We start from the raw sequence: 16,843 nt of genomic DNA on the forward strand, positions 1-16,843 counted from the left end.
TATTTTTGAAATAAAAAAAGCTTTTCACACACCTTTTTAATGCTCATAAAAATGATTACTTTGGATAAAATTAACTGCTGTAAGATTAAAAATACGTTTAGATATAACCTACCTTTTAAAGCTGTAAAAATAATTAATGAATTTTAAAGTAGTAAAAACAAAGAAATCATAATTAATAATTATTGATTTTACCAAGTTCAAAATAAATACCTTTGTATTTTAATTAAAAGCAATGTTACAAAGAACACCTAATTACATAAAATATATTTTCACCAATTTCATTTTATTAATTGTTTTTAATACAATTTTTAGGATGTTGTTTTATTCTTTTTTTGCTGAATTAGAAACCGCAACCTCATCCGAAGTACAAAATGCTTTTTGGTTAGGTTTTCGTTTTGATATTAAACTAGCAGCTATTGCAATTTTTCCTTTATCCCTTTTAGTTTTAATCGTCAATAAACGCTTTTTTACCAATTCCTTTTACAGAAAATTTGCAAACATTTATCTCGTTTTAACCTACATTATTCTAACCGTATTTTACGCAATTGACTTCGGATATTATGACTATTTATCCATAAGATTAGATGCTGCTTCTCTACGATTTTTGGAAGATTTAAAAATTTCATCACAAGTTTTGTTGGAAAGTTACCCTGTTTTTAAAGGATTGATTGGTTTCTTAATTCTTGGTTTTCTGATTTACAAATTGTCAAAATTTATTTATTCTAAATTCAAAAATAATCAAAAGCATATTTCTAAAAAGATAAAAGCTATCTATTTTATTGCTACTTTTTTACTATTAGCTTTCAGTGTTTACAACAGTTTTAATCATTATCCTTTGCGATGGAGTGAAGCTTTTTTCTCTAAAAATAATAAGGTAAATCAGTTTGCTTTAAATCCTGTTTTATACTTTTTTGATAGTTTTGCTTTTAGAAGTGAAGCTGTAAATATGGATGAGTTTAAAAAATATTACCCCGTAATTGCTAAAAAATTACAATTACCAAAAGACTCCATTTCCTTTGAAAGAAAAGTGGTTTTTACAGACTCTTTAAGCAGCAAACCAAATGTTGTTTTTGTAATGTTAGAATCTGTAGGTGTAAAACCGTTAAGTTATTATGGAAACGCCATAAACAGTTCACCCAATATCGATTCCTTAATTAAGGAGAGTTTGAGTTTTTCCAACTTTTACGTTCACAAATCTGGAACCGCTGCAAGTGTTTTTGCAAGTGTTACGGGTTTGCCAGATATTGATGATGTAAATACGGCTTCTAGAAACCCAATGATTATTGATCAACGTATTTTATTTGATCAATTTGATGGCTATGAAAAATTATATTTCTTAGGCGGAAGTGCGAACTGGGCAAATATTCGAGGTATTTTTCAATCGAATATCAAAGGATTAAGAATCTTTGAAGAAGGAAGTTATAGTACTGAAAACAGAGCTGATGTTTGGGGAATTGATGATTATGAATTATTTAGTGAATCTGACAAAGAGCTTAAAAAATTACATGCCCAAAACCAGCCATTTGTCGCTTATATTCAAACTGCATCTAATCATATGCCTTTTACAGTTCCGGATAAAAAAGAAAGCTTCACTCCTTTTTCTGAGGATTCTATTTCTAATATATTATTGGAAAAATCAGGATTTAAATCTGTTGCTCAATTAAATGCTTTGCGTTATTTAGATTTTAATATTGGCAAGTTTTTAGAAAGAGCGAAAAAATCTGGATATTATGATAATACTGTTTTTGTATTTTTTGGCGATCATAATACGGCTATGAATAGAACAGATCAATACACAAACGAATATGATTTAAATATTCAATTGCAACATGTTCCTTTTATAATTCATGCACCACAATTTGTAAAACCTAGAGAAATTACTAAAAATGGAAAATTAATTGATATGTTTCCAACAGTATTAAGTTTGCTAAAAATGGATTATACAAATTATACTTTAGGTAACAATCTCTTAAGTAGCATGAAAACATCTTCATTTATATATTTAAAAATTAATGGAGAACCTGCGGTTGGTTTGTTGCAAGATAGCATGTATTATTCCAGAACAAACATTACTAAAACAAAAAGTTTGTACAATTTAAATAGTAAAGTTTTGATTGATTTGAAAGACGAATATCCTAAGAAAGCTGAAGAAATGGACAGTCTTTTATCTGCATATTACAATGCTACAAAGTATTTATATTTCAATAATAAAAAGCTAGACAAATAGTTTTTTAACTATCTTTTTAAAAAGGAAATAATATCCATTTGCGAGTAAAATACCGGTTAAAATTCCCAAAGAAATATCTAATGGAAAATGCACACCTAAATACAATCTGCTATACGCAAATAGTAAAGGAAAGAATAAAATTAAATAAATGTATTTGTATTTTTCTCTTAATAAAAATATTATAAATATGGAGAAAAAAGTAGATGTTGTGGCATGACCTGAAATAAAACTAAAACTCTGTGGATTTTTTAAATGCCTTAATAAATGCTGAATTTCAGGATCATTATTAGGTCTTAATCTTTCCATAGAATCCTTAATTAGATTTACAAATTGGTCTGAAAAAGCTACTAATATAATTAGCGATACGATTATAAAACCTCCTTTTTTCCATCCAAAAGACTTAAATATTAGATAGATAATAAAAAGGAACAAAGGGGTCCAATTAAATTGGTTGGTAATTATCAACCAAAATGAATCCCATTGTTCACTTCCTAAATTATTTAGGAAAATAAGTAATTCTTTATCTTTTTGTATTATTGAGTCAAACAAATTATTTTCCAATTTCTAAGATTTCTACTTCAAAAACTAGGTCAGATTTAGCTGGAAAAGGCCCATATTTTGCTTCACCAAAACCAATATAGTAAGGGATAAAAAGCCTTGCTTTTTCTCCTTTCTTTAAAGTGGCAACTCCTTCTTTAAAACCAGTTATCATTGGTTTTGAAGCATCATTTAACTGAAACACAAATGGCTCTCCATTATCTTCTGTAGATTGGATTTTTGTACCATCAGCAATATACAAGGTGAAATCAGTTTTAATCGCTTTATGATTAACGACTTTTTCCCCTTTCGGATTCTTCTTTAGCATTAAAATGCCCAAACCAGAATCTGTTTTAACCGCTTTTGATTGATCCATTTTTGATGAAAATGTAGCTTTATCTTCTAAATATTTAGCATATTTAGCAATGTCTGCTTCCATTTCTCTTTGTGCTCGATCCTTTTTACTTTCCGTATATTTAATTAGCTCTTTATCAAAAACTAAAGCAGCATCAAAAGATATTGCTTTAGCTCCTATTCTAATTATTTTTACAGCAAGTATGGTGTCTGATTGTTGTATTTTATTTACAACTACCAATCTTAAAGAATCAATAGCATTTTTAAGCTTTACAGTACCTTTTATTTGCTTTTTTAAGGTATTTAGTTGTGTATTATTGAGTATTGCTTTACCAAAAACAGTATGCTTGCCATCTAAATGAGGGATCGCTTTGTGGGTAATAAAAAACTGACTTCCATTGCGTTCTGGGCCACTATTTGCCATAGATAAAACTCCGGCATCATCATGAGCATGCAGTAATTTACCATCTTTGTCTTTTGTAAGTTCGTCTCCGAACATATAACCAGCAGTACCTGTTCCTGTTGCTGTTGGATCTCCTCCTTGAATAATAAAGTTTGGTACAACTCTATGAAAAGTTAATCCATCGTAATACTTTTTTCCTTTAAAAGAATCTAAAACTTTCGTATTAGTTCCTTCTGCTAAAGAAATAAAATTAGCAACAGTCATTGGTGCGTCGTCTGCATATAGCTCTAAAAGAATATTCCCTTTGTTGGTTTGTATTTCTGCATACAAACCATCCATTAAGTTTTTATATTTTTTAGAGGTACACCCCGTTATTAAAACAAAAGCAAAAAAAATGTAAATACCGTTTTTCATTTACTCTTTTATAATCTCTAATAACTCTAGTTCAAAAATTAAAGCTGAAAATGGTTTAATTAATTCGCCTCTTTGTTGAGCTCCATAAGCTAAATCTTGTGGAATAAAGAATCTATATTTTGCACCTGAATTCATTAAAGCTAAACCTTCGTTAAAACCAGGTATAAATTGATTTGCATTAGACTCCATAGGTTCTTTTCTGTCTACAGAACTATCAAAAACTTGACCATCAATAGTTGTTCCATGATAGTGAATCTTAATTTTTGAAGTTGGTACTGCTTGCTCTCCAGTTCCTGATTTTAAAATAACATATTGCAAACCACTGTCTGTAGTTACTACGCCTTCTTTTGTTTTATTTACAGCTAAAAAATCTTCACCTGCTTTTTTAACCTCAGCAAATTTTGCTTCCGCATCTTTAGCCGATTTTTCTTGTGCTTCTTTTTGCTTAGCTACCTGTTGTTTTTGAAAGAAATCTCTTAAAAATGCATTTAAATCTTTTTCTGCAATTAATAGATTCGTAGAATCCATTCCGTTTCTGTACCCTTGTACAAATAAATCTGTACTTGCTTCATCAAAATTTGCTTTTACTTTGATAGCCATATCCATCCCTAAAGCATAACTCGCAGAATCAATTTCTGTCTCTAAAGATTTTACATCTGCTTTTTGCCCTTTACAAGAAGTCAAAGACGCTACTGCTGCCATAATTACTAAACCTTTTAATATTCTCATTTTTCTATTATTTAATGTTTGTTAATGTTACTGTACTAATTATTGATTGATTAATTCCTATTTTATTTCCATCTCCAGTTATGCCAAAAGCGCTGTAAGAAGGAAGTACAAATGTAATGGTTTCTCCTATTTTCATCAACTTTATTCCTTTTTGTAATCCAGAAATAAAATCCTCTTTATCAACTACATAACTTTTAATTCCCAAATCTTCTTTGCTATATAGTATAGAATCATTCAAATTTCTGATCTCATATTCAAAAATTACTTCATTTCCTTTCTCTGGAATTGGTGCATTTTCTTCTATTTTATGGATGTATGTATACCAAAATCCTTGGGAAGATTGAACATATACTTTTGCCGAATCATTTTTTATCAGTTGAAGAATTTTATCGTCTTCAATCTTATTTAAAGAGATAGCTTTTTTAATAGTTTCTTTATATAATGTTGTGGATGGCTTCGGATTGATAGGTTTTCTTGGAATACTCTTAGAACAAGAAAAACAACATAGCATCAAAAAAATAAATAATTATTCTTCATAAGAGGTTTCTAATTCAGATTTATAAGTTGCAACTAATGCTGTAAATTTAGTAACTGATTCTGCTAATGATACATTAGATTTTCCTCCCGCAGCATTATCATGCCCTCCACCTTCAAAATGATTTCTAGAAAATTGATTTACCGAAAAATTTCCTTTTGATCTAAAAGATATTTTTATAATTCCCTGCTCTAGATCTTCAATAAAAATGGCTGCAAAAATAATTCCTTTTAAAGACAATGCATAATTTACGATGCCTTCCGTATCTCCTTTTTGAAAATCAAAACGTTTTTTTTCTTCATCAGTTAAAGTGATGTATGCTGTTTTATAAGTTGGTAAAATTTGCAAATTACTTAAAGCCTGTCCTAATAACAACAATCTGTTGTATGAATTTGAATCATATACATTGTTATGAATTCTATCATTTTGAGCGCCCTTATCAATTAAATCTGCAATAATTCTGTGCGTTGTACTGGTTGTCGATCTAAATCTAAAAGAGCCAGTATCGGTCATAATTCCTGTATAAATACAAGTTGCAATATCAGCATCAATTAAATCTAAGTCCGTATTCATTTCAATAAATTGATACACCATTTGACTTGTTGAGCAAATTTCAACATCAGAAAACATATATTTTACGCCATCTGGTTGCTGATGATGATCGATCATGGCAAAATCATTTGGATATTTTTCCAAAGTATGTTGCATATCAGAACCAACTCTGTGCAATGCATTAAAGTCTAATAGAAAAATAATATCAGAATTATTTATGGCTTTTTGAGATTGGCTGTTTTGCCAATCAAATCTATATGTACCGTCAGAACCTGGTAACCAATGTAAAAATTCTGGATATTCGTTAGGAACAACTACGGTTGCATTGTGACCTTTTTTAGTCAAATAATGTTTTAATGCCAGCGTCGAACCCATTGCATCTCCATCAGGATTTCTATGTCCTACGATTACAATGCTTCTTGGTTTTTCAAGAAAGGTTTTTAACTCTTCAATTTTTTTTAAAATCATAGGTTGCGAATATACAATTTATTAACATTGTTCAAAATAAATTTTATGATACCTTTGTTATAAATTCTTATAAAAATTCATGAAAAATACGACACTACTAGTATGCGTTCTTTTACTGCTCAGTTGCTATTCTTGCAAAACACTCCCTAAAAAAGAGGTTGAAGTTTCTAATAATAAAATTGATTTTACAATTGCGTTTGGCTCTTGTAATAAACAATATAAACCAAATGTTTTATGGAAAGAAATTAAAAAAAATAACCCAGATTTATGGATTTGGGGAGGAGATAATATTTATTCTGATACAGATGATATGTCTAAAATGCAAAAAGACTATGAAGGACTAAAAAAACAAAAGGGTTATTTAGAACTTGTAGAAAATTTACCTGTGATGGCTACTTGGGATGATCATGATTACGGTTTTAATGATAGTGGTATTGAATGCTCCAAAAAAGACGAAGCGCAAAAATTATTTTTAGATTTTTTTAAGGTGGATGAAAAAAGTCCGCGCAGAAAACAAGAAGGGGTTTATACTGCTAAAGAATTCAAAACAGCAAAAGGAACCATTAAAGTGATTGTTTTAGATACTCGTTATTTTAGAACCGCACTCATAAAAGCATCCGATGAATCAAAAAAGAGATATATACCAAATACAGATCCTAACAGTTCTGTTTTAGGAACTGTGCAATGGAATTGGCTTGAAAATGAGCTAAACGGTTCTACAGCAGATTTTAATATTATTGTAAGTAGTATTCAAGTTTTATCTTCTGAACACGGATTCGAAACTTGGGGCAATTTCCCTAATGATGTCGAAAAACTTAAAAACACTATCGTTAAAAGTAAGGCAAAAGGTATTTTTATGTTATCGGGAGATCGACATATTTCCGAATTTTCAAAAACAACCGTAAACAATTTAGAGTATCCTTTAATCGATTTTACGTCTAGCGGATTAACACACGCTTATGCTACTTTTGTTTCAGAACCAAATAAATATAGAGTTCAAAATGTAGTTTCTGAAATTAGCTTTGGTTTGTTAGCGTTTAATTTTAACACCAAATCTGTTCGCATGCAAATGAGAGGTAAAGACAACATAATACTACAAGAAATCAATCAAGTTTATCCATAGCTTGCTATTTATAATAAAAGACCTACTTTTGCAAAAAATTAAAAAAACAGAATGGCAACAAATAGAACATTTACAATGCTTAAACCAGATGCTGTCGAAAACGGACATACTGGCGCAATATTAGAAAAAATAAATGCTGCAGGATTTAGAATTGTAGCTTTAAAGAAAACTCAAATGACCAAAGCTGATGCTGAAACTTTTTATGCTGTGCATAATGAGCGTCCGTTTTTTGGAGAATTAGTTGAATTCATGACACGTGGACCAGTAGTTGCTGCAATCTTAGAAAAAGAGAATGCTGTAGACGATTTTAGAACTTTAATTGGTGCTACAAATCCTGCGGATGCTGCAGAAGGAACAATTAGAAAATTATACGCAACTTCTATGGGAGAAAATGCTGTACATGGCTCTGATTCTGATGAGAATGCTCAAATTGAAGGAAACTTTCACTTTTCTGGAAGAGAGCAATTTTAAGGATTTTTAATGCTTAGTTTACAATATATTTAGGAAAAACTCATACCGAAAGTTGTGAGTTTTTTTGTGGAAATAATTTAGCTTGCTTCTAAACATAGAAAAGTGTAGCTTCGCTAACTGCGGATATAAAACATTGAAACAATTTTATATCATTACGTTGTATTTCATTATAACCAAGGAATAAACAATGATAAAAGTATTTAGAAAAAAACGATACGACCTTATGGAGAAGAAGAATACTGGAAAATATTTTAAATATGCAGTTGGTGAAATTGTGCTTGTTGTTATAGGAATTTTGATTGCATTGGCGATAAGCAATTGGAACTCAAAAAGAAATCAAAAGAACAGAAATCACCAGTTTTTGGTTAAACTCTCAAAAGAATTAGACCAAAATATAGATCGATCTATACTTATGGATTCTATAAGTGGTGGTTTTAAAAATCGCTATATATCTGCGGATAGTGTTTTGAGAATTTTAAACAAAGGGATAACTATTGAAGATTTAGATTTCATAACTAGTGAGCCTTGGTATTTTACCGCTCCATTTAATCTGAACACCAACATATTTGAAGAACTTAAAAACACGGGAAGCTTGTATGCTATAGGGTCAGATAGTTTAGTGAGTTCAATTCAAGAATACTATCAACTCTGCAAGCGAGAATCTTTTTATAATTTAGAAATGGGAAAATCAGTTTCAAACCGACAAGAAAAATACTACGAAGGTTTTTTTAACTTTAGTCATTTATACCAACAAAATCCGGAAAAAGCAATAGCTAATCATCCTTGGATTTTTGATCCTCAATCTCAACACTATCTTTACTATCAACAGTACACTATTTTGTTAAAAATACACAGTAACTTGATGGTCAGGAAATTGAAAAATATTATCAAAACCTCTGAAGAATTGAAGCAACTTATATCTGAAGAAATTAAAAAAATGTAATTTTATTTTGGATATTATTTTTTAAGGCTAGCGTTAAATAACTAAAGTACAACACCATGTGAAACTAATTGCTAGTTCTAGCCAACTTACGAAAGTCCTCGCGGACTTTCTTGGTCGGTATTTATTTACTAACTTTAATGCTTAAAAACCGCAATTAATCTTGTACAAAAACATTAGCGAAAAATCTAAACCAACATCAATTTAGTAACAAACTCATCACCCAACTCTTCATTCATCATTTTTATTATTTTATCTTTTCCATAACTTAATTCCTCACGTAAAACGGATGAATTTAATTGAATGATTAATGTTTTATTTTGTAATTTTACAGAAGTAGTGTGCGTTGCAATTCCGGGGCCCATCATTTTAGTCCAAGTTTCTTCTACTTTAATTTTATGCATTCCTTTGGTCAAGTTATTTTCCTTGATAAAACTTTGCATTAAATCCTGAATTGAAAATGAATCGTTTTCTCTTTTTGCCATTTTTATGTAGCTTTTTGCTTTTGGCTATTTGCCTTTCGCTAATTAAATAATTAATACTTTTTTTTCAAATTGAAACTTTGAAACTATAATTTGAAAATCTTATACGGTTTATTACTCTGTTTTACAATATTTTCTGTTCTTTCGGAATGTGTGTCAGTAATAAATATCTGACCAAATTCATCATTATTTACCAATTCTATAATTTGTAAAACTCTATTTTCATCCAATTTGTCAAAAATATCATCAAACAATAGAATAGGGATTATATTTGATTGTTGCTTAATAAACTCAAATTGCGCCAATTTTAAAGCAATTAAATACGATTTCTGCTGCCCTTGAGAACCAAACTTTTTTATAGGATACTCTTCAATTTCAAAATTTAAGTCGTCTTTATGAATTCCGGATGTTGTGTATTGTAAAATTTTATCTTTTTCTAATGATTTTTTTAAAGCCTCTAACATCGAAAAATCTTGCAACTGACTTTTATAGATAAGATTTACACTTTCTTTATCCCCTGAAATTATTTGATATTTTTCATTAAAAATAGGAATAAATTTTTCTAAAAAGTCTTTTCGTACCTCATAAATTTTAGTTCCGTAAATTGCCAATTGCTCATTGTAAACGCTTAAATTTAAAGCATCGAAAGTTCTATTTGCCGCAAAATATTTTAACAATGCATTTCGCTGACTCAAGACCTTATTATAAAAAATTAAATCTTGTAAATACGTTTTATTTTGTTGAGAAATTACACCATCAATAAATTTTCTTCTGGTATCACTTCCTTCTGTTACCAAATCCCTATCCGCTGGCGAAATTATTACCAAAGGAATTTGCCCTATATGCTCAGAAAACTTCTCGTAATTTTTACCATTTCTTTTCAGCACTTTCTTTTGTCCACGTTTTAAACTACAGACAATTTTCTCTGTTCTGTCGTTTAAAATGTACTCGCCCTCAATCATAAAAAAAGGCTCATTGTGTTTTATATTCTGAATTGCGACCGAATTAAAGTAACTTTTTGCAAAAGACAAGTAATAAATAGCGTCTAAAACATTGGTTTTACCGACACCATTATCACCCACAAAGCAATTTATTTTCTGCTGAAAATCAAAAGTTTGCGATTCGATATTCTTAAAATTGACTAAAGAAATTTTCTGTAAATACATGAATAAAAAACAAGTTTGAAAATGGATTGCAAATTATTGAAAATTTAGCGAAATAACCTCTTTTAAAATCCAATTAAAAAAACTATTTTTGTCGCCACTAATTTTTAAGGAAATATGGCAACGTACAAGAAAAAAGGATTTAAAGGAAAAGATAAAAACGAGCAAAATCAGTTAGACGATGCGAAGTTTGAAACTGCTGAAGTATTTAATACTTTAGAGGAAACAGCTACAAGATCTGAGCAGTGGATCGAAAAAAATAGCAAACCTTTATTTTATTCTTTAATAGGTGTTGTGATTATTTTCCTAGCTTTTTTAGGTTATAACAAATATATAGTTGAACCAAATCAATTAGAAGCTTCTAACGAATTAGCGTTTCCAAGAAAACATTTTGATGAAGCTGCAGTTGCAGGTTCAGGAATAGATTCTTTACTAAATTTAGGTTTAGAAGGTGCAGATGGTAAATATGGCTTTTTGGATATTGCTGAATCTTTTAGCGGAACGGATGCAGGAAATTTAGCAAACTATTATGCTGGAGTTTCTTATTTACAAATGAAACAATATGAGAAAGGAATTGAATTTTTAAGTAAATTTAATTCTGATGACGAAATGCTAGGTCCTGTTTCTTTAGGAGCAATTGGTGATGCCTTTTCTGATATCAATCAACCTAAAGATGCTTTAGAATATTATGAAAAAGCAGCTAACAAAAAATCAAATGAGTTTACAACTCCATTATTTTTATACAAAGCAGGTCATACTGCAATGTCTTTAAAAGAATACGACAAAGCAGCACAATTATTTACGCAAATAAAAGAAAAGTATTCAAAATCTGATCAAGGTATAGATATTGATAAATTTATAAACGCTGCTAAATACGCTGAATAAAAAATAGTATGCAGCAAAACGGTTGCAGCTGGCAGTAAATAGCCGACTGAATACTGTTCACTGAATACTTCTCACTGAATACTGAACAAAATGGCAACAACTAATTTATCAATTTACGATAAAGCAACAATCCCAAATGCGAAGAATTTTCGATTTGGGATTGTTGTTTCTGAATGGAATCCAGAAATTACACAAAACCTTAAAAAAGGCGCAATTGAAACTTTATTAGATTGTGGCGCAACAAAAGATAACATTATTTCTTGGGATGTTCCTGGTAGTTTTGAATTGGTTTATGGTTGTAAAAAAATGATTCAATCTCAAAAAGTAGATGCAATTATTGCAATTGGAAATGTAATTCAAGGAGAAACAAAACATTTCGATTTTGTTTGTGAAGGCGTTACGCAAGGCATTGTAGATTTAAATGTGAAACATGATGTACCTGTAATTTTCTGTGTATTAACAGATAATACAAAACAGCAATCCTTAGACAGATCTGGAGGTAAATTAGGTAATAAAGGTACAGAATGTGCTGTTGCTGCGATTAAAATGGCTGCTCTAAAAAACATAGATAGAAAAGCTGGAAGTATCGGTTTTTAATTCAATTTTATAGACATCAATTGACACAAAAAAAAGACTTTAATCATTTTAGTTAGTGCGATTTTATTTTAAAATAGTTCTCTAATTAAAATCTTTTTATTTTTTAATTCGTGAAAATTCAAAAAATTCGTGCTCTTTTTTTTTAAGAATACTTTTAACATCATTTCTTGATGAATCCCTTTTAATTCTTTAAATTTGAATTGCTTAAAATTGGTATAGTAATTGCTATTTTGTAGAACAATAATCACCAATTATTTTTTATCATTATGGGATTTTTAAAACGAACAAATAAGAAATTTGATTACCAACCTCGCTATTATAAGGGAGATGGAAGCCCGTTTAAAATAGAACACAAACTAGACCAATTTAGAAGTACCACAGGAAAAAATAAAGGTTTAAAAACTAAATTTTCTAGCGCAATTAATGAACTTAAAAACGCAGAAAAAGGATCAAACAAAACGGTAGTCTACATCATTTTAATTTTAGTTCTTATTTTCTTGTACATCATAGATTTTGATTTGTCTATATTCTATTCAAACTAATGTCAGATATCATTCAACTTTTACCAGATCATGTAGCCAATCAAATTGCTGCAGGAGAGGTAGTTCAAAGACCCGGTTCTGTGGTAAAAGAATTGTTAGAAAATGCTATTGATGCTGGTGCAACAAACATCACTTTACTATTAAAAGAGGCTGGTAAAACACTTATTCAGGTTATCGACGATGGTAAAGGAATGAGCACTACAGATGCTAGAATGTGTTTTGAAAGACATGCTACCTCAAAAATTAAAAAAGCAGAAGATCTGTTTAATTTATGCACCAAAGGTTTTAGAGGCGAAGCTTTGGCCTCTATCGCTGCAATTGCGCATGTTGAGCTAAAAACAAAACAAGAAAATGAAGAATTAGGAACTTCCATAAAAATTGAAGGAAGCAAAATAATTTCTCAAGATTTCGTTTCTACTTCAACAGGAACCAGTATTGCTGTAAAAAACTTATTTTATAACATTCCTGCAAGAAGAAATTTTCTAAAATCGGATACAGTAGAAACCAGACATTCTATTGATGAATTTCAAAGAGTTGCTTTAGCGCATCCAACAATTTCATTTTTAATGCATCACAATAACAATGAAGTTTATCATTTAAAAGGAGGTAATTTAAGAAAACGAATTGTAGCTATTTTTGGTTCTAAAATGAACGAAAAATTAGTACCAATTAGCGAACATACAGATATTCTGACTATTGAAGGTTTTGTAGCAAAACCTGAGTTTTCCAAAAGAAAACGTGGGGAACAATTCTTTTTTGTAAATGATCGTTTTATAAAAAGTTCGTACTTAAACCATGCGGTTGTAAATGCTTTTGATGGTTTGTTAGAATATGGCGCACATCCCTCCTATTTTCTATATTTAACGGTACCTGCAAACACAATTGACATTAACATTCATCCCACAAAAACAGAAATAAAGTTTGATAATGAAAAGGCATTGTATGCGATGTTAAGAGCTACTGTAAAACACAGTTTAGGTCAATATAACGTAGCGCCTGTGTTAGATTTTAATAGAGATTCTAATTTAGATACCTCGTATCATTTAAATAAAAGCGCGGTAAACGGTTCTGTACCAAAAATAACTGTAGATCCAGATTTTAATCCTTTTAGAGAAGCAAAACAAAAAGAGATCACTTTTCCTTACAAACAAGAACAAAACACCCAAAGCTGGGAATCTTTATACACTTCTACTGGTTTTTCTGATGAAAGAAATCAGTCTCAATTATTTGAACATCAACAAGAATCAAGAACCCAAAAAACATTTCAAATTCAGCGTAAATATGTCATGAGTTTGATAAAATCTGGGGTGGTTTTAATTCATCAATCTTTAGCACATCAGCGAATTTTGTATGAAGATTTTTTAGAAAGTATCACTGTAAAAGAAGCAAATAGTCAGCAATTATTATTTCCTGTAAAAATATCTTTTTCATCACAAGAAATAGAAATGATTTACACGATAAAAACTGAATTAGAAAACGCTGGTTTTTCGTTTGATGAATTTACAAAAGACAGTGTAACGATAAAAGGTATTCCAGTTTCTGTTACTGAAAGTAAAATTACCATCATTTTAGAAGAACTTTTAAACGACATAAATTTGGAAGTGCCAGATGCAAGTTTTAGTCATTTTGATTTAATGGCAAAATCATTTGCAAATACCTTGTGCATAAAAACAGGAACGCAACTATCAGAAAAAGAACAAGAAAGTTTGGTAAATAATCTATTTTCTTGCAAAGAACCTTCTATTTCACCCTTCGGAAAATCGACCTTTAAAACACTCACTTTAAACGAGATAGACAACCTATTTAATAGTTAAAAATGAACAATCTAACAGACGCTATAAAACACCTAATTATTATAAATGTAATTGTATTTCTTGCACCACAATTGCTACAATTAGATTTTACCAACATGCTGGCTTTGCACTTTCCAATGAATGAGCATTTTGGAATTTGGCAATATGTTACGCACATGTTTATGCACGGTAGTTTTGCACACATTTTATTTAATATGTATGGTTTATGGGCTTTTGGAACGCCTTTGGAACAAATGTGGGGAAAAAAGAAATTTATTTTCTTCTATTTTTCTGCAGGTTTAGGAGCGGGTTTAATTTATACTTTAGTTAATTATTATCAGTTTAACAACCTTTATGAACTCTTTATAAATGCAGGTTTAAATAACGCTGAAGTATTCTCCATTTTAAAAAGTGGCAGTACCAATGATGCTCGCGTTGTAGGTGCTATTAGTCAAGAACAATTTAACCAAATAACATCCTTATACAACACGCCAGCCGTTGGAGCTTCTGGAGCAATTTACGGGGTTTTAGTTGCATTTGGGTTGTTCTTTAAAGATGCTAAATTAGCATTGATATTTTTCCCTGTTCCTATTGCAGCAAAATATTTTATTCCTGTAATGATCTTAGGTGATTTATTTTTTGGAATGACAAAATACTCTGTTGGAAACGTTGCCCATTTTGCACATATTGGTGGCGCTTTAATAGGATTTTTAATTGCTTGGTATTGGAAAAAAAATCAATTTAAAGTAAACTAATGAGTTTTATAGACAATCTTAAAAATCGCTATTCTAATGGAAATATTGTAGATAAATTAATCTACATAAATATTGCTGTCTTTGTTTTAACGCTTTTAATAAGTGTTTTACAAGGGTTGTATAAAGGAGAAATAAATTGGATTGTAGCGTGGTTTTCTTTGGATGATGAATATAGTTCTTTATTAAAAAAACCATGGTCTATTATTACCTACGGATTTTTACATGCAGACTTTTTACATATTTTAATGAACGTACTCGTTTTGCATTTTATTGGTCATTTATTTGTAGCTTTTTTTACAGAAAAACAATTGCTTAGTTTCTATATTTTAGGAACTTTTTTTGGCGGACTTTTATTTATTTTTAGTCAGAATTATTTTCCTTTATTTGAAGGGAAATCATCATTATTAGTAGGCGCATCCGCAGGAATTTCTGCAATATTTATAGGTATCGCTGCTTACATGCCGAATTATCAGTTAAAATTACGATTTATTGGCTTTGTAAAACTGTGGTATTTAGCTGCTTTTTGGCTTGCTCTAGATATTATTGCTTTAGTTGGTAACAATGCTGGTGGTCATTTTGCGCATTTAGGAGGAAGTCTTTTTGGCTTTCTATATATAGCAATAGCCAACAATAAAGAAATTGATTTATTTAACGGAATTTCATCACTTTTTAAAACGAAAAAAAAACCTTTAAAAACAGTTTATAAATCTACAAAAAAAACAACAAATCCAGAAAAAAATACAGATCTTACGCAACAACAGATTGATGCTATTTTAGATAAAATAAGTAAATCTGGCTATGACACGTTAACAAAAACTGAAAAAGAATTCTTGTTTAGACAAGGAAAAAATAAAAAATTAAGTGAAAAACTTATCCATCCTTAATAAAATCGTTTATATCGTAAACTCTCTCATGGCAACCGTGCTTTTGCTGTCGTTTTTGTTGCCCTATATTTCTCCAAAAACAATACCTGTTTTTGCGATTTTAAGTTTATTTGTTCCTTTTTTGATCATTATTAATTTAGCTTTTGCACTTTATTGGTTGCTTCAACTCAAGAAACAATTTTTATTATCTTCTATTATTTTAGCAATCGGGGGCTTTTTTCTACGCCGTTTTATAAATTGACCGAAAATAATTCTTCATTAAATGATGATGTAAAAGTGATGAGTTATAACGTGAGAATGTTTAACCATTGGAGATGGACAGAAGATGATAATATTTCTGCAAAAATTAAGACTTTTATAACGGAGCAAGAACCAGATATTATACTTTTTCAAGAATACTATAGTTTAGAAAAGCAGCAATTTAACTATCCTTATAAATACATTAAGACAAAAAATAAACAAGATAAAATTGGGTTGGCAATTTACTCGAAATTTCCAATAATAAATAAGGGTTCTTTAAATTTAGAACACACTTCTAATAATATTATTTTTGCTGATGTTATAAGAAAAAAAGACACGATTAGAGTGTACAACTTGCATTTACAATCTCTACAATTAAATACAAGTAAAGAAAATTTTGGTCAAGCTAATTCTGAAAAATTAGTAGCAAGATTAAAAGAACGCTTTAAAAAACAAGCAGAACAAACTAAAATTTTTTTAGCACATGAAGAAGGTTTTAAAGGTAAAAAAATTGTTGGTGGTGATTTTAACAACACCTGTTATTCTTGGGTTTATAATCAAATTTCAAAAGATAAAAAAGATGCTTTCTTGGAGGCAGGAAGTGGTTTTGGAAAAACATTTAATTATTGGTTTCCTATGAGAATCGATTTTATTTTTACGGATGAAAATGCAGTTATTAATCAGTTTAATTCTTTCTCAGAAAAAAATTCTGACCACTTCCCTATTCTTACTAAAATTAATTGGTAAGT

At 29.9% G+C, this 16,843-nt stretch carries 19 protein-coding genes; 12 read left to right on the plus strand and 7 right to left on the minus strand.

Annotated features, from left to right (window positions below):
* Positions 1-232: 232 nt before the first annotated feature.
* Positions 233-2,227: an LTA synthase family protein gene (locus BST83_RS08235; RefSeq protein ID WP_104809369.1), complete on the plus strand. Its 1,995-nt coding sequence runs from the start codon at positions 233-235 to the stop codon at positions 2,225-2,227.
* On the opposite strand, the gene BST83_RS08240 is transcribed toward BST83_RS08235, so the two are convergent.
* Genes BST83_RS08240 through BST83_RS08260 form a run of 5 tightly spaced genes read right to left on the minus strand, consistent with a single transcriptional unit; the run spans position 2,216 to position 6,219 of the window.
* Positions 2,216-2,776 carry a phosphatase PAP2 family protein gene (locus tag BST83_RS08240; protein ID WP_104810826.1) on the minus strand — a complete coding sequence of 187 codons (561 nt, stop codon included), beginning with the start codon at positions 2,774-2,776 and terminating at the stop codon, positions 2,216-2,218. The two genes, BST83_RS08235 and BST83_RS08240, sit on opposite strands and share 12 nt — an antisense overlap.
* A gap of 1 nt (position 2,777) precedes the next feature.
* Positions 2,778-3,935 (minus strand): peptidylprolyl isomerase, encoded by a 1,158-nt coding sequence (locus BST83_RS08245; protein ID WP_104809370.1) that lies wholly within the window; start codon positions 3,933-3,935, stop codon positions 2,778-2,780.
* Positions 3,936-4,664, minus strand: a complete 729-nt coding sequence (locus tag BST83_RS08250) for an FKBP-type peptidyl-prolyl cis-trans isomerase (protein ID WP_104809371.1) — start codon at positions 4,662-4,664, stop codon at positions 3,936-3,938.
* A 7-nt stretch (positions 4,665-4,671) separates the two neighbouring features.
* A complete protein-coding gene (gldI, locus tag BST83_RS08255) occupies positions 4,672-5,175 on the minus strand; it encodes a gliding motility-associated peptidyl-prolyl isomerase GldI (RefSeq protein ID WP_104809372.1) in 504 nt (167 codons plus the stop codon).
* A gap of 15 nt (positions 5,176-5,190) precedes the next feature.
* Positions 5,191-6,219, minus strand: a complete 1,029-nt coding sequence (locus BST83_RS08260) for a DHH family phosphoesterase (RefSeq protein WP_104809373.1) — start codon at positions 6,217-6,219, stop codon at positions 5,191-5,193.
* 79 nt (positions 6,220-6,298) lie between these two features.
* Here BST83_RS08260 and BST83_RS08265 point away from each other — a divergent pair, with 79 nt between their 5' ends.
* The 3 genes from BST83_RS08265 to BST83_RS08275 all read left to right on the plus strand — a co-directional run bounded on the left by BST83_RS08265 (position 6,299) and on the right by BST83_RS08275 (position 8,756).
* Positions 6,299-7,342, plus strand: a complete 1,044-nt coding sequence (locus BST83_RS08265) for an alkaline phosphatase D family protein (RefSeq protein WP_104809374.1) — start codon at positions 6,299-6,301, stop codon at positions 7,340-7,342.
* Positions 7,343-7,393: 51 nt separating this feature from the next.
* Entirely contained in the window at positions 7,394-7,813 is a 420-nt protein-coding gene (locus BST83_RS08270; RefSeq protein ID WP_104809375.1) for a nucleoside-diphosphate kinase, read from the plus strand.
* 223 nt (positions 7,814-8,036) lie between these two features.
* Entirely contained in the window at positions 8,037-8,756 is a 720-nt protein-coding gene (locus tag BST83_RS08275; RefSeq protein WP_146092133.1) for a DUF6090 family protein, read from the plus strand.
* Between the two features lie 185 nt (positions 8,757-8,941).
* Here the strand turns inward: BST83_RS08275 and BST83_RS08280 are convergent, their stop codons facing one another.
* Positions 8,942-9,238, minus strand: coding sequence for a DciA family protein (locus BST83_RS08280; protein ID WP_104809377.1), 297 nt, complete (start codon positions 9,236-9,238; stop codon positions 8,942-8,944).
* A gap of 83 nt (positions 9,239-9,321) precedes the next feature.
* Positions 9,322-10,401 (minus strand): DNA replication/repair protein RecF, encoded by a 1,080-nt coding sequence (gene recF, locus BST83_RS08285; protein ID WP_104809378.1) that lies wholly within the window; start codon positions 10,399-10,401, stop codon positions 9,322-9,324.
* Between the two features lie 114 nt (positions 10,402-10,515).
* On the opposite strand from recF, the gene BST83_RS08290 reads away from it, so the two are divergent.
* The 8 genes from BST83_RS08290 (at position 10,516) to BST83_RS08325 (ending at position 16,841) form a co-directional block, all read left to right on the plus strand.
* Positions 10,516-11,283, plus strand: a complete 768-nt coding sequence (locus BST83_RS08290) for a tetratricopeptide repeat protein (protein WP_104809379.1) — start codon at positions 10,516-10,518, stop codon at positions 11,281-11,283.
* Between the two features lie 90 nt (positions 11,284-11,373).
* The gene (gene ribH, locus BST83_RS08295; RefSeq protein WP_104809380.1) at positions 11,374-11,880 is read left to right on the plus strand and encodes a 6,7-dimethyl-8-ribityllumazine synthase; all 507 of its coding nucleotides are present in this window, start codon (positions 11,374-11,376) and stop codon (positions 11,878-11,880) included.
* A 266-nt stretch (positions 11,881-12,146) separates the two neighbouring features.
* The gene (locus tag BST83_RS08305; protein WP_104809382.1) at positions 12,147-12,422 is read left to right on the plus strand and encodes a riboflavin synthase subunit beta; all 276 of its coding nucleotides are present in this window, start codon (positions 12,147-12,149) and stop codon (positions 12,420-12,422) included.
* On the plus strand, positions 12,422-14,236 hold the full coding sequence (gene mutL, locus BST83_RS08310) for a DNA mismatch repair endonuclease MutL (RefSeq protein WP_104809383.1): 1,815 nt from the start codon (positions 12,422-12,424) through the stop codon (positions 14,234-14,236). Before BST83_RS08305 ends, mutL begins: the two co-directional genes overlap by 1 nt.
* Before the next feature lie 2 nt (positions 14,237-14,238).
* The gene (locus tag BST83_RS08315; protein ID WP_104809384.1) at positions 14,239-14,970 is read left to right on the plus strand and encodes a rhomboid family intramembrane serine protease; all 732 of its coding nucleotides are present in this window, start codon (positions 14,239-14,241) and stop codon (positions 14,968-14,970) included.
* A complete protein-coding gene (locus BST83_RS08320) occupies positions 14,970-15,854 on the plus strand; it encodes a rhomboid family intramembrane serine protease (RefSeq protein ID WP_104809385.1) in 885 nt (294 codons plus the stop codon). Before BST83_RS08315 ends, BST83_RS08320 begins: the two co-directional genes overlap by 1 nt.
* 28 nt (positions 15,855-15,882) lie before the next feature.
* Complete coding sequence (locus BST83_RS21760; protein WP_496559619.1) at positions 15,883-16,095, plus strand: hypothetical protein; 213 nt, start codon at positions 15,883-15,885, stop codon at positions 16,093-16,095.
* Positions 16,092-16,841 carry an endonuclease/exonuclease/phosphatase family protein gene (locus BST83_RS08325; RefSeq protein WP_240614705.1) on the plus strand — a complete coding sequence of 250 codons (750 nt, stop codon included), beginning with the start codon at positions 16,092-16,094 and terminating at the stop codon, positions 16,839-16,841. The genes BST83_RS21760 and BST83_RS08325 overlap by 4 nt, the downstream gene beginning before the upstream one ends.
* The last annotated feature ends 2 nt before the right edge of the window (positions 16,842-16,843 follow it).

The organism is Polaribacter filamentus (assembly GCF_002943715.1).
Taxonomy (GTDB): domain Bacteria; phylum Bacteroidota; class Bacteroidia; order Flavobacteriales; family Flavobacteriaceae; genus Polaribacter; species Polaribacter filamentus.

Coding starts and splice junctions, on each gene's coding strand:
- BST83_RS08235 (WP_104809369.1), top strand. CDS start 233: ATGTTACAAAGAACACCTAATTACATAAAATATATTTTCACCAATTTC.
- BST83_RS08245 (WP_104809370.1), bottom strand. CDS start 3,935: ATGAAAAACGGTATTTACATTTTTTTTGCTTTTGTTTTAATAACGGGG.
- BST83_RS08250 (WP_104809371.1), bottom strand. CDS start 4,664: ATGAGAATATTAAAAGGTTTAGTAATTATGGCAGCAGTAGCGTCTTTG.
- gldI (WP_104809372.1), bottom strand. CDS start 5,175: ATGCTATGTTGTTTTTCTTGTTCTAAGAGTATTCCAAGAAAACCTATC.
- BST83_RS08260 (WP_104809373.1), bottom strand. CDS start 6,219: ATGATTTTAAAAAAAATTGAAGAGTTAAAAACCTTTCTTGAAAAACCA.
- BST83_RS08265 (WP_104809374.1), top strand. CDS start 6,299: ATGAAAAATACGACACTACTAGTATGCGTTCTTTTACTGCTCAGTTGC.
- BST83_RS08270 (WP_104809375.1), top strand. CDS start 7,394: ATGGCAACAAATAGAACATTTACAATGCTTAAACCAGATGCTGTCGAA.
- BST83_RS08275 (WP_146092133.1), top strand. CDS start 8,037: ATGGAGAAGAAGAATACTGGAAAATATTTTAAATATGCAGTTGGTGAA.
- BST83_RS08280 (WP_104809377.1), bottom strand. CDS start 9,238: ATGGCAAAAAGAGAAAACGATTCATTTTCAATTCAGGATTTAATGCAA.
- recF (WP_104809378.1), bottom strand. CDS start 10,401: ATGTATTTACAGAAAATTTCTTTAGTCAATTTTAAGAATATCGAATCG.
- BST83_RS08290 (WP_104809379.1), top strand. CDS start 10,516: ATGGCAACGTACAAGAAAAAAGGATTTAAAGGAAAAGATAAAAACGAG.
- ribH (WP_104809380.1), top strand. CDS start 11,374: ATGGCAACAACTAATTTATCAATTTACGATAAAGCAACAATCCCAAAT.
- BST83_RS08305 (WP_104809382.1), top strand. CDS start 12,147: ATGGGATTTTTAAAACGAACAAATAAGAAATTTGATTACCAACCTCGC.
- mutL (WP_104809383.1), top strand. CDS start 12,422: ATGTCAGATATCATTCAACTTTTACCAGATCATGTAGCCAATCAAATT.
- BST83_RS08315 (WP_104809384.1), top strand. CDS start 14,239: ATGAACAATCTAACAGACGCTATAAAACACCTAATTATTATAAATGTA.
- BST83_RS08320 (WP_104809385.1), top strand. CDS start 14,970: ATGAGTTTTATAGACAATCTTAAAAATCGCTATTCTAATGGAAATATT.
- BST83_RS21760 (WP_496559619.1), top strand. CDS start 15,883: ATGGCAACCGTGCTTTTGCTGTCGTTTTTGTTGCCCTATATTTCTCCA.